This window comes from Fibrella forsythiae, assembly GCF_017353175.1.
GTDB lineage: Bacteria > Bacteroidota > Bacteroidia > Cytophagales > Spirosomataceae > Fibrella > Fibrella forsythiae.
Map to the genome: position 1 here is coordinate 584,030 of NZ_JAFMYW010000004.1, position 14,092 is coordinate 598,121.

Here is a 14,092-nt window from a genome sequence, read left to right on the forward strand (position 1 = left end):
TGGCCATTTACATTCATCAACGACATGATTAAGCACAGACTGGTTTGTCTGTATGTATGGAACAGGCTATTCTTGCGCTTTATGCGCTCTCGCTGCTGCTGCTCTTTGTCTACAACCTGGGGCAACTGAGTCTGATTGTTATCTACCTCCGATCGGGCAGACAACAGCAGGCCGAAGTTGTTGCGCCTCACTCTGCCGCCTGGTCGGCCTTACCAGCAGTGACCGTTCAGTTACCATTGTACAACGAACGATATGTGGTAGAACGCCTCATTGATGCCGTAGCTGCTTTAAACTATCCGGCCGAAAAACTGGAAATTCAGGTGCTCGATGATTCCATGGATGATTCCATTGAGCTGAGCGCAAAGAAGGTAGCGTATTACCGGCAGCTTGGCCTGAACATTCAACTGGTTCGGCGGCCCGAGCGGGTAGGGTATAAAGCAGGCGCGCTGGCCTATGGGCTCGATCGGGCGACGGGCGAGTTTGTGGCCATTTTCGACGCCGATTTTGTACCTGATCCTGACTTTCTGCTCAAAACGATTCCGCATTTTGTCAACCCGGCTGTGGGTATTGTACAAACAAGATGGACACACCTTAATGAAGACTACTCGTTGTTAACGCAACTACAGGCCTTCGGGTTGAATGCGCACTTCTTCATTGAACAGGGAGGCCGTAACGCCGCCGATTTCTTCATGAATTTCAACGGCACCGCCGGGGTGTGGCGCAAAGCGGCCATTTACGACGCAGGCGGCTGGAGCAGCGACACGCTCACCGAAGACCTTGACCTGAGCTACCGGGCGCAGTTGAAAGGCTGGAAATTTGTGTATCGCGAAGATATTGGCTCGCCCGCCGAACTGCCGGTGGCCATGGCCGCCCTGAAATCGCAGCAATATCGCTGGATGAAAGGTGCTGCTGAATGTGCCCGTCGTCTGATGATGGGCGTACTGCGCTCACCGAACGTACCTGTGGTTAACAAAATTCATGCGTTTTTCCACCTGTTCAGTAGCTCCACGTTCTTACTCGTTTTTGTGCTGGCTTTTCTGAGTGTACCAGTTCTGTACATTCACAACCTTCACCCCGAATGGGCAACGGTGTATTATCTTATCAATTTTTTTCAGGTCAACCTGATCATTCTGCTGTTGTTCTACGGTATTCCTTTCTGGCGATCGAATACCCAAAACCGTTTTTTGTTCCCGTGGTATTTCCTGGCTTATTCGTCACTGATGATGGGGCTTTCGCTGCATAATGCCATTGCCGTTGTGGAGGGTTACATTGGCCGGAAAACCCCCTTCGTACGAACGCCTAAATTCAACGTACAGAAAAAATCTGATAGCTGGCGCACCAATGTGTATATGGCGGCTGGGTTTCCCTGGCTTACGCTGCTGGAAGGAGGCATGCTACTCTATTTCATTGGTGGTATTACGCTGGGCGTATACCTGCACGATTACCGGATGCTGTTCTTCCACTGTATGTTAACGGTGGGCTTTGGCATGGTGTTCGTATATTCGCTGCTGCACACAGTTCGCCTATCGGCAGGGCCCCGGTCGGTTGATGCTGACACCCCCAACACCGAGCGCCGACCAGCTGGTGCGGTTGCATGACCCGCTCTTCTCCCCTCTTTGCCACATCAGCTACACGCTGGGGATGGCTTCTTTTATCGGCCTGCCTGTATGGATTGCTGGGGTACACGACCTCCCGCGAGCAGTTTCCGATGCTTATCGGTTTGTACGTGCTGCTGATGTGGGGATACAGCCTGCGGATACGGCCGTTATTTTCTGCTCCTGATGCGCATGAGGTTAACCCCGACCGTTTTCTGTTTGGATCGGCCGCTATTTTTCGGCTGTTACTGCTGCTGGCTATGCCTGCCCTGTCTGACGACTATGCCCGGTTTATCTGGGATGGCCGTCTGTTGCTTCACGGCATTAATCCGTTTCGGTACCTGCCTGTTGAGCTGATGGCCGGCGGTGTAGTGCCAGCCAGTTACGTTGATCCGGCGCTATACCAGCTTCTGAATTCACCTAATTACTACACGGTTTACCCGCCCATTAACCAGCTCTTTTTCGCTCTGTCGGCCTGGGCGGATAGTTCACTTGGGAGCGTAATCGTTCTTCGGGTGCCCATTATCCTGGCCGATCTGGGTACGTTATGGCTGATGGCGAAGTTGCTGAAGCAGAATAACCGAAACCCGAATCTGGCCCTGCTTTATGGATTGAACCCGCTGATTATTCTGGAACTGACGGGAAATGTGCACTTCGAGGCCGTCATGATTTTCTTTGCGATGCTGGCCGTTTATCTCTGGCAGCAGCATAAACAACTCCTCTCGGCCGGTTCGCTGGCACTGGCTATTGCCACCAAACTACTTCCGTTGATTGCACTTCCGGTTGTAATTGCCTATGCGGGCTGGAAACGTGGGCTACGTTATTCATTGCTGGTTATTGGATTCGTGGTGGTGCTGTTTATTCCTTTTTTCAATGTGTCGTTGTTGATGAACATGCTGGAAAGCATTGATCTGTATTTCCGGAAATTCGAATTCAATGCCAGTCTGTATTATCTGATCCGGGAAGTAGGCTACTGGGTAGAAGGGTATAATGTGTTGGGGCGGGTTGGCCTTTGGCTATCCTTACTGACAACCGTTGGTTTGCTTTCGATCGCGTTCATTCGGACGTTCCCTGTTCCGATACGTATACTCTGGATGCTGACCCTGTATCTGGCAATGGCAACCACCGTTCATCCGTGGTACATCACTACCCTGGTGGCGGCTTCTGTATTTGTCAGTTCACCCGCCTATTCCGTTCGGTATGTCCTGCTTTGGTCAGCATTGGCATGGCTATCCTACTCAGCTTACCGCCATTCACCTATTCACGAAGAGTCAACCTCTCTGCTTCTGGAATACAGCATCGTTTACGGGCTGTTCATCCTGGACACCCGCCATTATTTAATCAATCAACGAGCTGATGCCGAAGCGCCTGCTGAAATATAAGAATTACGATGTGCACTCAATCACGTCTGTTGCCGGTGTAGGTACGTCGGCCCAACGCCAGAATGCCAATATTGCCACGTGGGTTATGCAAACGGCGCTGGGCGGAAGCCGGCTGGCCGTAGCGCTCTATAAGGTCGATTACACAATTGACCTGGTGCGCGAGAGTGGCCTGTTGAATGTAAATCTGCTGGCTCAGGATCAGACTGGTTTGATCCGTAAACTGGGAAGACAATCGGGTCGTGACGTGGATAAATTCACTCGGCTACCTCACGCATATGATGAACGTGGCTGCCCCTATCTGACCGAGGCCGTTGGGTACGTTCAATGCCGGGTTCTGGATAGCGTTGATGGCGGCGACCATGCCGTTTTTATCTGCGACGTGCTAAAGCAGGTCGTGTTGAATCCCGGTAAGGCGGTTCTCACGAATGATTACCTGAAAGCAAGAAAATTGGTACGGGGGTAACGAAACCTTACCTGTACACACCTCCATAGCGCCCGCCCAACAGGTCGTCGACATATTCGCGGGAGTTGCTCAGGCGAGGAACCTTATGCTGCCCGCCCACTTTACCGCGCTGCCGCATCCAGGCGTAAAACGTACCTGTAGGCACGGAACGTACCACCGGTCTAACCAACGCCATATCGTGATACCGCTTGGCATCGTAATCTGAATTTACCTGCCGAAGCGTGTCGTCGAGCACCTGCGTAAACTGGCTGATACTGTTTGGTTCACGGGCGAACTCAATTACCCATTCATGACCTCCCTGCTGATGTCCGCTTACCCGGTCGTGTTGCATGTAAATGGGGCCGGCAGTATAATCAGAGATAACCGCACCTGTGGCCACACAGGCCTGAGTAATGGCAGTTTCGGCGTTTTCTACAATGACTTCTTCGCCAAACGCATTGATAAAATGTTTGGTACGCCCGCTCACCCGAATTCGATGCGGATACAATGACGTAAACCGAACGGTATCGCCAATACGGTATCGCCATAATCCGGCATTAGTCGTGATAACCAGCGCGTAGTTTCGGTTCAGTTCTACTTCTTCGATGGTATAGGCTTTCGGAAACGCTTTATCGGCATCTTCTACCGGAACAAATTCATAAAAAATGCCATAATCGGGCATGAGCATCATTTCGTTGGCCCGGCTCATGTCATCCTGAATGGCAAAATATCCTTCCGATGCGTTGTATACTTCCTGAAAACCAACACGGCTACCGCCAAAAATCTGCTCGCTGAACAAACTTCGGTATGGTTGGAATGCTACAGCTCCGTGCACGAACACCTCAAAATTTGGCCATACGTCCAGAATACTATCTTTGCCGGTTTGGGAAAGAACTTTCTGAATGAGCACCATGGTCCAGGTAGGGACGCCCAGAATACTGGTTACGTTTTCCTGCGCGGTGATCTGCGCCATTCGGTCAATTTTGGCCTCCCATTCGTCCATCAGGGCTACCTCGAGCGATGGCGTTCTGATTATCTGACCCCAAACGGGCAGGTTTTTCATAACCACCGCCGATATGTCGCCTGTTGCGCTATCACGTCCGTACGGATTCGCGTGCAGGCTACCGCCAATTGATAATCCTTTCCCCTCGAACACCCGCGTATCCGGCCGATTGGCGATATACAGGGCCATCATATCTTTACCTCCTTTAATATGACAGTCGTCGAGGGCTTCAGACGATACGGGAATGAATTTGCTGCGGGCGTTGGTAGTTCCCGACGATTTGGAGAACCAGTGAATTGGCGACGACCAAAGCACGTTCTGCTCGCCCTTCATTACCCGCTCGATGTATGGAAACAGATCTTCGTAGCCCGAAACAGGCACCTGTTGTTGAAAATCATTGACTGATCGAATAGCGCCATAGCTATATTTCCGACCCCATTCGGTACGCCGCCCCCGTCTGATCAACGATCGGAATACGGTTTGTTGCGCGTCTCCGGGGTTCGCCTTCAGCCTTTCAATGCGGGGCAGGCGACGACGGAGCAGCCAACTGAGCGTTGTGTTCAGAAAGGTCATACAAACAGTACGAGCTGGCGTTTAGGCTATAAACTTAACCGTTTGTCAGTCTAAGTACAAACACGGGTTAGGCCGCCTTGTTTCAGAGTTTTTTAGCCCGGTCAGGATAATCGGTGATCAGGCCGTCGACACCGATATCGAGCATTTGCCGCATATCAGCGGGATTATTCACTGTCCAGGGCACAACCTGTATCCCTTGCCGGTGTAATTTCTCAACACGCTCACGACTGATAAGCTGATAACTGGGGCTGTAAATAGCGGGTTTGAACCCAAGCTTTTTTAGGTTATGGTCTACCCCACGGATATTCTCGACCAAAGCCGCTAACCTGACTGGCAATGCTTTCCTGCGTTGAACCTGTTGATTCCACTCCTGCAACATGGCAAAATCGAAGCTTTGAATGATAATCCGGTCGGCAGGTACGTTCGCTTTTGTCAGCACGGCGTTCACCAGTTTACAAAAATCTGCCGGACGGGGCTGACTTCGGTCGTATTCTGATTCTTCGCTTTTCAGTTCAATGTTATACGAAAAAGCGGGCAGGTTCTTTTCGGTGCGATAGGCTTCTGTTGAAGCCAGTACCTCGCTCAGTAACGGCTTGTACACCTTCTGTTTCTGTTGCTCCGGAAATCGCGGATTTCCGTTAGCACCTACATCATACCGCTTGATCTCGGCATACGGCATTTTATACAGAACCAGGTTTTTTTCCTCATCCTTCGTCACTGGCATACCATCCGGTTTAGTACTAAATAGGGAATTAAAATAGGGCTCGTGCGAAACAACCACCTGCCCATCCTGACTGATTACCACGTCCATTTCCAACGTGTTTACCCCCAACTCAAGCGCTTTCAAGAAAGCCGGAATCGTATTCTCAGGCATCAGTCCCCGACAACCGCGGTGCCCCTGTAAGTCATAGGTACGTGCCGGTTGGGCAGAAAGTGAGCTCGTTGTCAGCATACAAAGTAGCAGCAATGCCGCACGCATACATTGGGTTGAATTCATAAAATCAAATGTAAAAAAAAGCCGGTAGCTGTTCGTCTTAACAAACAGCTACCGGCTTTTACCGTGTCAATTATCTAATCAGGTACGTTCAAGGCCTTACCGCTTTCACGAAAGCGTCTATACCTTCAGCGCCCGGGCCGTTTTTCTGCAAATGCTTTACAAATGCACTGCCGATAATTGCCCCATTAGCGTGTTCGCTTGCCGCGTCGAATGTCTCCTGGTTGTTGATGCCAAAACCAATTAGCCGCGGATTGCGCAGGTTCATTCCGGCTATTCGCTCAAAGTAGGCCTTCATGACGTCGCTAACACCTGATACAGAGCCTGTAATGCTCGCAGATGATACCATATAGATGAACCCTTCCGACGCTTCGTCAATGAGGCGAATTCGTTCATCGGAGGTTTGCGGTGTAATCAGGAAGATATTTAGAATGCCATACCGCTCGAACGTGTCCCTGTATTCGGCTTCGTACAGATCAAACGGCAGATCGGGCAAAATTACCCCGTCGACACCCACCTCCTGGCATTTCCGGCAAAACGCCTCGACACCAAATTGCAGCACCGGGTTAATATAGCCCATCAACAGTATAGGTACGTTGATTTCATCGCGGCAGCCAGCCAATTGCTCGAACAGGATGCGCAGAGTCATGCCATGTTCCAGCGAAACCCCGTTGCTCTGCTGAATCACCTCGCCGTCGGCCACCGGGTCAGAATACGGCATACCAATCTCAACCAGGTCAACGCCAGCCTGTTGCAAGCCACGGAGCACCGTCCGTGTATCGTTTAGCTGAGGAAAGCCCGCGGTGAAATAAACATTGAGCAACCGATCGCTTTTGGTCGAAAACAGGTCGGTAATGCGGTTTTGTATGGTAGACGTAGTCATTATAAATACTTGGTATACGTGCTCAAATCTTTATCACCCCGGCCCGACAGGCAAACGACAACTACGTCGCTTTTTCTGAGTGGCAGTTCATTCAGTACTGCCAGCGCGTGGGCTGTTTCGAGAGCCGGAATGATGCCTTCCAGCTTGCTAAGGTTAAAACCGGCCTTCACGGCATCGTCATCGGTAACGCTGTAGAAATCACCCCGGCCCGAATCGAACAGGTGGGCGTGAAGCGGACCAATGCCAGGGTAGTCGAGCCCCGCCGAGATTGAATACGGCTCCGTTACCTGACCATCTTCTGTTTGCATTAGAATCGTGCGTGAGCCGTGTAGCACACCAGGTTTACCCAGCGCCGTTGTAGCGGCAGAATGACCCGTGTTTACGCCCTGCCCAGCAGCTTCGGCCGCTATCAGACGTACCTGAGGTTCATCCAGAAAATGGAAGAATGCCCCGGCAGCATTACTACCACCACCTACGCAGGCAACTACATAATCGGGCGTTTCGCGGCTTTCTTTCTCCAGCAACTGCTTCCGAATTTCTTCCGAAATTACGGATTGAAAACGCGCCACCATATCAGGGTATGGGTGCGGACCAACCACCGAGCCAATGATGTAGTGCGTATCAACCGGGTTATTGATCCAGTGACGCATGGCCTCGTTGGTAGCATCTTTCAATGTCTGACTGCCCGATTTGGCAGGACGTACCTCAGCGCCAAGCATCCGCATACGGTCAACGTTTGGCTTTTGCCGCTCGATATCGATGGAACCCATGTAGATGATGCATTCCAGGCCCATCAGGGCGCAAACGGTAGCTGTTGCCACACCATGCTGCCCCGCGCCGGTTTCGGCCACGATACGCTTCTTTCCGAGCCGCTGCGCCACCAGAATCTGACCAATGGTATTGTTGATCTTGTGCGCTCCGGTATGGCACAGGTCTTCCCGCTTCAGGTAGATCGTGGCGCCAACCTGTGCCGATAGCCGTTTAGCCAGAAATAACGGCGTTGGGCGGCCCACATAGTCGGTCAGTAACTGCCAGAACTCAGCCTGAAACGCCGGATCGGCAATGATATTCAGGTAATTCTGGCGTAGCTCTTCTACGTTGGGGTACAGCATTTCGGGGATAAATGCACCACCAAAATGGCCGTAGAAGCCTTTATCTGTTACCTCAAATGAGGACTGGGTATCAACTGTCGTTTGCATGACATTAGTACTTTATCAGACGTAGCTTTGAAGTGGCCAGTCGATTATCATTTACATTGTTTCTCTCTACGCTTCCTCTTCTTCTTCGATAGGCCGCAGGCGGTCTATGAGTTCCTTCACTTTCGCCACGTCTTTCACACCCGGCGATACTTCAACCTGACTGTTCACATCGACGCCATACAGCTTCATGCCTTTCAGTTGGTCGAGTTGGTCGAGGTTTTCCAGGCCGATACCACCGCTGATGAAGAATGGTTTCTCGTTATCATAATTCTTTAACACGCTCCAGTCGAATGTATGTCCGTTACCGCCGGGCTGATCGCCTTTGGCATCGAACAGAAACAGATCGGCGTAAGCTTTATAGTTATTCACCATCGAGAAGTTAAACGACCCATCGACCCGGAAGGCCTTGATGATGTTAACACCCCGATTCTGAAGGCTCCGGCAATAATCGGGGGCTTCGTTGCCGTGAAGTTGTACATACTGCAAATCGTACTTCTTTACAGACCGCAGAATATACTCCGGACTTGCGTTGACAAACACACCCACTTTTCGAATTGACCGGGGTAACGCTTTCACCACGTCTGCATCCAGTTCGTCGCCCACAAAACGAGGCGATTGATCGTAGAAGATAAAGCCGACAAAATCCGGATTCAGAGCCGCCACTTGCTCCAGATTGGCCACGTCGCGCAGGCCGCATACTTTAATCTTCATACGATTTGATGACTGTTTTTAGACGTAACAAGTTGTTCTTTATAATCGGTCACTAACTGACGCAAAGCCGTTGCCGGGTCGTCTGTTTTCATAAATGCCTCGCCAATCAGGAACGCCTGGTAGCCAGCTTCCTGTAAGCGTACCATCGTAGCGGCATCGTGCAGCCCGCTCTCGGTTACCTTCACGTACTGGTCTGGAATCAGGCCCGCCAGTTGCACCGACGTATCGATATCTGTGACGAAGGTTTTTAGGTTTCGGTTATTTACGCCAACCAGATCAACGCTTTCACATAGAGAACGTTGCAGTTCTTCGGCATCGTGTACTTCCAGCAGCACCTCCATCCCAAGTTCGTGCGCATATTCGCTTAGGGAACGTACCTGTTCAGGGCTGAGGCAGGAAGCAATCAGCAAGACTAGGTCAGCCCCCCATGCTTTAGCTTCCAGAAGCTGATAGGTATCTACTACAAAATCTTTACGTAGAATTGGGGTATGCGGATTAGCTGTGCGCGCTGCCTGCAAATCAGCAGGTGTGCCGCCAAAAAATGGTTCGTCGGTCAGCACTGATAACACAGCAGCGCCGGCAGCGACGTACCCACGTGTAGTTTCGGCTACATCTACCTGGTCATTGATGATACCCTTCGACGGTGACTTACGCTTGAATTCGGAAATGATGCCTGTAGAATCTGTCGCCAGTATCGACGCCCGCGCCGAATTAACCGAACGATCAAAGAGCGGCATATTTCGCAAATCATTCGCTGAAATCGCAGCTTTTCGCGCCGCAATCTCATCCCGTTTACGGGCTACTATGGTATCTAAAATGGTCATAACTGAAACCTACTTCATCAATATATCAAACGACTGCCTGGCTCGGCCACTTACTAACGACTCGCGAGCCAGGGCTACAGCCTCTTCATTCGTGGCTGCTTTTCCGGCAGCCAACAGTGCCATGGCAGCGTTTGCCAGTACGGCCTGCGTTTGCGCAGAGGTTGCTTTATTATTTAGCACATTTATAAAAATCTGCGCTGATTCCTCCGCTGTTTTTCCTCCTGATAATGCTTCGGCCGATAGTCGCTCAAAGCCAATATCTGCTGGATTCAACATCAGTTCAGTGTGATGCGTAATAGCCTTGAATGGGCCTGTAAGCGACACTTCATCGTATCCATCAAGTGAATGAAGTACCATAAACTGCTTGTTTGTCTGCTGATAAAGGTACGCATAAAGGCGGGCCAATTCAAGGCTATATACCCCCACTAACTGCTTGTTGGGACGCGATGGATTTACCATTGGACCTAACACATTGAAGAATGTTTTTACGCCCAGTTCCTTCCGGATCGGCCCCACGTTTTTCATGGCCGGGTGAAACAGGGGCGCATGCAAAAAGCAGATGCCCGCCGTTTCTATTTTACGCTGAAGTTCGCCGATGTCATTAGTAAACTGGTAGCCCAGCCGCTCCATCACCGTACTCGATCCCGTCAGCGATGATACGCCGTGGTTACCATGTTTGGCCACTCGCTGACCCGCTCCTGCCACGACAAACGCCGACAGTGTAGAGATGTTGAACGTGTCTTTACCGTCGCCGCCCGTGCCGCAAACGTCCATGGCATCATAGCCCGACAGGTCGACGGGTAAACACAGTTCCAGCATCGCGTCGCGGAATCCTTCCAGTTCTTCAACGCGGATACTCCGCATCATATAAACCGTCAGGAACGCCGCCACCTGCGACTGATTATACTGCCCCTGCGTGATACCCAGCAACACCTCTTTTGCTTGTGGCGTGGTCAGGGTTTTATATTCAAAAAGGTGATTCAGGATTGCTTTCATAAGAGTGAATGAGATAAAGATTGACTAAACTGAGGAGAGAATGACTGGAAGCTCTAGGTACGTCTCAACGCCTAGGCACTCTTTAATTCGTTAGCCAGTTTTTCATCATCTGTACGCCACCCACTGTTAATACTGATTCTGGATGAAACTGTACGCCTCGAACATCAAATCGGGCATGGCGCAGGCCCATGATACGGCCATTTTCATCTTCAGCTGTTATGAGCAGATCAGCGGGTAAGCTATCTCGTACCACCGACCATGAATGGTATCGCCCAACTGTCAGATCATCCGGCAATTCATTAAACAGCGATTCATTACGGTCTAGTATATGGGCAGAATGGGCCACACCGTGAAGTACATCGCCCAGGTTTTCGAGCGTCGCGCCGAACACCTCACCAATAGCCTGGTGGCCCAGGCATACACCCATAATTGATTTAGTAGCGGCATATTCAGCTATTAGCGGTTTCAAAATACCGGCTTCCTCAGGAATACCCGGCCCTGGTGAGAGTAGGATTTTGTCGTACCCGGCAGCGTCGTCAACTGTCAGTTTATCATTCCGAATTACGTCGGGCCGATGTCCCAACTCGCGTAGGATGTAGACGAGATTGTAGGTAAACGAATCGTAATTATCTAAAACGAGAATTTTCATGGAAATCAGATCTATGTCCTCTGTCTTCCGTCTTTTGTTGCTTTGCTATTAAGCAGGTAATTTGATATAGCAGCGCAACAGAAGACGGAAGACAGAGGACTTTTTTTAAATTGTTTGTGCCTGTTGAATAGCCGCCCTCAATGCGCCCAGTTTATTATGGACTTCTTGCAGCTCGCTTTCGACCACCGATTTGGCCACCACTCCTGCTCCGGCCTGGTAATACAGCGCGTTGTTCTGGCTCATGAATGTGCGAATCATGATCGCGTGGTTGAATTCACCGTCAAAGCCCATATAGCCAATGCTACCTGAATAGAAGCCACGACTCTGGTTTTCGTAGCGGTCGATAAGCTTCATCGCCATATGCTTTGGCGCGCCCGACAACGTACCTGCGGGGAATGTTTCGGCCACGATTTGCAGCGGATCAACTCCTTCATTTAACTGGCCAACGACTTTAGAAACCAGGTGAATCACATGCGAATAGTATTGAACCTCTTTAAATGTCTCAACTTTCACCATGTCGCAATTCCGGCTTAAATCATTACGGGCCAGATCAACCAGCATTACGTGCTCAGCCGACTCTTTCGGATCATCATATAGCTTCTGGGCCAGTTCAGCATCTTTCGCATCATCACCTGTTCGGCGGAACGTACCTGCGATGGGATAAATCGTAGCTTCGCCTTTCTTCACTACTATCTGCGATTCAGGGGATGAGCCAAACAGTTTGAAATTGCCGTAATCAAAATAAAATAGATAAGGCGATGGATTCAACGACCGTAGCGCACGGTACACATTGAATTCATCGCCCCTAAACGGTGTTTGGAAACGCCGTGATAACACAATCTGGAATACATCGCCCCGACGGCAATGATCAATACCATGCTGAATGACACCCCGAAATTCGTCGTCGCTAAAGTTAGATGTCTCGTCACCCGTGGTTGAGAACGAATACAACGCGTAGTTTCGACTCGTTAAAAAGGCAGTTACTTCTTCGAGTTGGCTTTCGGCTGGTTCTTCTTCCGCCTGTAGGTATTGGTGCTCGAACAGATGCAGTTCATCTTTGAAATGATTGATCGCCACAACGTACCTGTATACCTGAAACACAGCCGCCGGAATACGATTCTCTTCCGGAACCGGTGCACTCAACTGAATATCTTCAAAACCTTCAACAGCTGGAAAACCGAAATAGCCAAATAGGCCATTTGTAATAAAAGGGAATCCTGATGACTGTGAAGCAAACTGATCTTTGAAATGCCGCAATGCTGGCATTAACTCATCTGCACTTGCAGTCCGGTGTGTCTCCTCCTTACCTGGCAACAGCGTGCTGATAACGCCCTCATTATAGGTAAACCGTGCCACGGGGTCAAAAGCGATATAGGAGAAACTGTTATCGTTTCCATGATAATCAGCACTTTCGAGCAGAATACTATTAGGGTACTTATCCCGAATACGCAAATAGCTACTTACTGGCGTAATAATGTCAGCCAGCATACGCCGGTGCGTTGTATAAACTGAATACTGTTGAACGGATTGAGACGAAATGGTCATGATTGACAGGCGTTAGACGGAAATTCGGACAATAAAAAAGGCTCACCGAGATGACGGTGAGCCTTTAGGTATAGTGTTTTTACAGAACACAACAGGGCAACCCTCATCCTTCGCAGGAAAAGTGCCACCACCATGCTTTGTTCGTAATCTGATTCATGTTCTTTATGAAGAAACCTGGAGTTTTAGTGCCTCGTTTCGTTAGCATTATTTGAATGTCGGGGTGGCGGGATTCGAACCCACGACCTCTACGTCCCGAACGTAGCGCGCTACCAGGCTGCGCTACACCCCGATCCGGAGCACAAAAATAGTTATTCAGTCTGATTTTGAAACGATAACCGTAATTTTTTGCGAACAAACGGCAGCAGATTCGTTATATAACTGACATTCATTATTCTTATATGCCCGAATTACCGGAGGTTGAGATGCGTCGGCTTTACCTGGAAGCAACTTCATTTGATCAACCCATCGATTCAATCACCGTAGAAGACCAGAAGCTCTTAACGACGGATTTCAACACGTTACAGGAAAGCCTTTACAACCGCCGATTCCTGAGTACAAAACGGGTTGGGAAAAACCTCTTCATTTACACGGATAATCCCTCCGTAATCGTCCGTATGCATTTTGGTATGACTGGCGATTTAGTGTATTACCACAATTCGATCGACCGCCCCCGTCACGCTCGCATAGTTTTCTATTTTAAAAATGGCTTTTGCCTAGGCTTCGTTTGCCCCCGAAAATTCGAGCGCATTGGGCTGGTTTCTGATATCGATGCGTATCTAAAGCAGAAAAAGATTGCCCCTGATGCGCTTTCAATAGACGTAGGTACGTTGTCTGACAAGTTAAAAAAGCGTCGTTCCCCTGTTAAACCCGTTCTACTTGATCAGGCTACTACAGCTGGATTAGGTAATTGGATAGTCGACGAAGTCCTATTTCAGGCAATGATCCATCCATCAAGTATCAGTGCTGATTTATCAGACACGCAGGTTAAAGCCATTCACGATGCGATTCATTTTGTGCTAGAAACAGCAATTGCTCGGGAAGCAAACTACAGAGATTTTCCCCCTTCTTTTTTGATTCATGCCCGCCAATGGGATGCATCCCCTTACGATGACCCGGAAGCTTACAAGTTCTGCCCTCGCTGCGGCACCAAAATTGAGGTGATTGAGGTAGGAGGTCGTACAACCTATTTTTGTCCGAAAGAGCAAGTAATCAGCTAAATCAAATTTGTTCAGTTATTTGGATAAAAGACTAGTTATCAAAATAGTGAGCCACAAGTATAAACTTTTCCAACTATAA

Annotated in this window: 13 protein-coding genes and 1 tRNA gene; 4 read left to right on the forward strand and 10 right to left on the reverse strand. The window is 49.8% G+C overall.

All coding sequences use genetic code 11. The features are described from left to right. Positions 1 to 56 precede the first annotated feature (56 nt). The 3 genes from J2I46_RS16430 to J2I46_RS16440 are packed head-to-tail and all read left to right on the forward strand — an operon-like array spanning position 57 to position 3,440. Positions 57 to 1,598, forward strand: a complete 1,542-nt coding sequence (locus tag J2I46_RS16430; protein ID WP_207330117.1) for a cellulose synthase family protein — start codon at positions 57 to 59, stop codon at positions 1,596 to 1,598. After that, positions 1,595 to 2,977, forward strand: a complete 1,383-nt coding sequence (locus J2I46_RS16435) for an MptA/MptB family glycosyltransferase (RefSeq protein WP_207330118.1) — start codon at positions 1,595 to 1,597, stop codon at positions 2,975 to 2,977. Before J2I46_RS16430 ends, J2I46_RS16435 begins: the two co-directional genes overlap by 4 nt. Further along, positions 2,952 to 3,440, forward strand: a complete 489-nt coding sequence (locus J2I46_RS16440) for a flavin reductase family protein (protein WP_207330119.1) — start codon at positions 2,952 to 2,954, stop codon at positions 3,438 to 3,440. The genes J2I46_RS16435 and J2I46_RS16440 overlap by 26 nt, the downstream gene beginning before the upstream one ends. A 7-nt stretch (positions 3,441 to 3,447) precedes the next feature. Here the strand turns inward: J2I46_RS16440 and J2I46_RS16445 are convergent, their stop codons facing one another. The 10 genes from J2I46_RS16445 to J2I46_RS16490 all read right to left on the reverse strand — a co-directional run bounded on the left by J2I46_RS16445 (position 3,448) and on the right by J2I46_RS16490 (position 13,085). Then, positions 3,448 to 4,995, reverse strand: coding sequence for a GH3 auxin-responsive promoter family protein (locus J2I46_RS16445; protein ID WP_207330120.1), 1,548 nt, complete (start codon positions 4,993 to 4,995; stop codon positions 3,448 to 3,450). Positions 4,996 to 5,077: 82 nt separating this feature from the next. Next, on the reverse strand, positions 5,078 to 5,992 hold the full coding sequence (locus tag J2I46_RS16450) for a glycerophosphodiester phosphodiesterase family protein (RefSeq protein ID WP_229379795.1): 915 nt from the start codon (positions 5,990 to 5,992) through the stop codon (positions 5,078 to 5,080). Positions 5,993 to 6,080: 88 nt separating this feature from the next. Then, on the reverse strand, positions 6,081 to 6,872 hold the full coding sequence (gene trpA, locus J2I46_RS16455; protein WP_207330121.1) for a tryptophan synthase subunit alpha: 792 nt from the start codon (positions 6,870 to 6,872) through the stop codon (positions 6,081 to 6,083). After that, positions 6,872 to 8,071: a tryptophan synthase subunit beta gene (gene trpB, locus J2I46_RS16460; protein ID WP_207330122.1), complete on the reverse strand. Its 1,200-nt coding sequence runs from the start codon at positions 8,069 to 8,071 to the stop codon at positions 6,872 to 6,874. Before trpB ends, trpA begins: the two co-directional genes overlap by 1 nt. Before the next feature lie 66 nt (positions 8,072 to 8,137). Further along, positions 8,138 to 8,782, reverse strand: coding sequence for a phosphoribosylanthranilate isomerase (locus J2I46_RS16465; RefSeq protein WP_207330123.1), 645 nt, complete (start codon positions 8,780 to 8,782; stop codon positions 8,138 to 8,140). Continuing rightward, a complete protein-coding gene (gene trpC / locus J2I46_RS16470; protein ID WP_207330124.1) occupies positions 8,779 to 9,606 on the reverse strand; it encodes an indole-3-glycerol phosphate synthase TrpC in 828 nt (275 codons plus the stop codon). Before trpC ends, J2I46_RS16465 begins: the two co-directional genes overlap by 4 nt. Before the next feature lie 9 nt (positions 9,607 to 9,615). Then, positions 9,616 to 10,602, reverse strand: a complete 987-nt coding sequence (trpD, locus tag J2I46_RS16475) for an anthranilate phosphoribosyltransferase (RefSeq protein ID WP_207330125.1) — start codon at positions 10,600 to 10,602, stop codon at positions 9,616 to 9,618. An 82-nt stretch (positions 10,603 to 10,684) separates the two neighbouring features. Continuing rightward, complete coding sequence (locus J2I46_RS16480; RefSeq protein ID WP_207330126.1) at positions 10,685 to 11,251, reverse strand: anthranilate synthase component II; 567 nt, start codon at positions 11,249 to 11,251, stop codon at positions 10,685 to 10,687. 105 nt (positions 11,252 to 11,356) lie between these two features. After that, positions 11,357 to 12,796: an anthranilate synthase component I family protein gene (locus J2I46_RS16485; RefSeq protein WP_207330127.1), complete on the reverse strand. Its 1,440-nt coding sequence runs from the start codon at positions 12,794 to 12,796 to the stop codon at positions 11,357 to 11,359. Between the two features lie 215 nt (positions 12,797 to 13,011). Next, positions 13,012 to 13,085 (reverse strand) — tRNA-Pro (locus J2I46_RS16490). 109 nt (positions 13,086 to 13,194) lie between these two features. Here J2I46_RS16490 and J2I46_RS16495 point away from each other — a divergent pair. Continuing rightward, positions 13,195 to 14,013, forward strand: a complete 819-nt coding sequence (locus tag J2I46_RS16495) for an Fpg/Nei family DNA glycosylase (RefSeq protein WP_207330128.1) — start codon at positions 13,195 to 13,197, stop codon at positions 14,011 to 14,013. The last annotated feature ends 79 nt before the right edge of the window (positions 14,014 to 14,092 follow it).

What these genes read in the sequence shown, in the direction of transcription:
- trpD (WP_207330125.1), bottom strand. Translation starts at nt 10,602, where the DNA reads ATGAAAGCAATCCTGAATCACCTTTTTGAATATAAAACCCTGACCACG.
- J2I46_RS16495 (WP_207330128.1), top strand. Translation starts at nt 13,195, where the DNA reads ATGCCCGAATTACCGGAGGTTGAGATGCGTCGGCTTTACCTGGAAGCA.
- J2I46_RS16435 (WP_207330118.1), top strand. Translation starts at nt 1,595, where the DNA reads ATGACCCGCTCTTCTCCCCTCTTTGCCACATCAGCTACACGCTGGGGA.
- trpC (WP_207330124.1), bottom strand. Translation starts at nt 9,606, where the DNA reads ATGACCATTTTAGATACCATAGTAGCCCGTAAACGGGATGAGATTGCG.
- J2I46_RS16485 (WP_207330127.1), bottom strand. Translation starts at nt 12,796, where the DNA reads ATGACCATTTCGTCTCAATCCGTTCAACAGTATTCAGTTTATACAACG.
- J2I46_RS16445 (WP_207330120.1), bottom strand. Translation starts at nt 4,995, where the DNA reads ATGACCTTTCTGAACACAACGCTCAGTTGGCTGCTCCGTCGTCGCCTG.
- trpA (WP_207330121.1), bottom strand. Translation starts at nt 6,872, where the DNA reads ATGACTACGTCTACCATACAAAACCGCATTACCGACCTGTTTTCGACC.
- trpB (WP_207330122.1), bottom strand. Translation starts at nt 8,071, where the DNA reads ATGCAAACGACAGTTGATACCCAGTCCTCATTTGAGGTAACAGATAAA.
- J2I46_RS16450 (WP_229379795.1), bottom strand. Translation starts at nt 5,992, where the DNA reads ATGAATTCAACCCAATGTATGCGTGCGGCATTGCTGCTACTTTGTATG.
- J2I46_RS16480 (WP_207330126.1), bottom strand. Translation starts at nt 11,251, where the DNA reads ATGAAAATTCTCGTTTTAGATAATTACGATTCGTTTACCTACAATCTC.
- J2I46_RS16440 (WP_207330119.1), top strand. Translation starts at nt 2,952, where the DNA reads ATGCCGAAGCGCCTGCTGAAATATAAGAATTACGATGTGCACTCAATC.
- J2I46_RS16430 (WP_207330117.1), top strand. Translation starts at nt 57, where the DNA reads ATGGAACAGGCTATTCTTGCGCTTTATGCGCTCTCGCTGCTGCTGCTC.
- J2I46_RS16465 (WP_207330123.1), bottom strand. Translation starts at nt 8,782, where the DNA reads ATGAAGATTAAAGTATGCGGCCTGCGCGACGTGGCCAATCTGGAGCAA.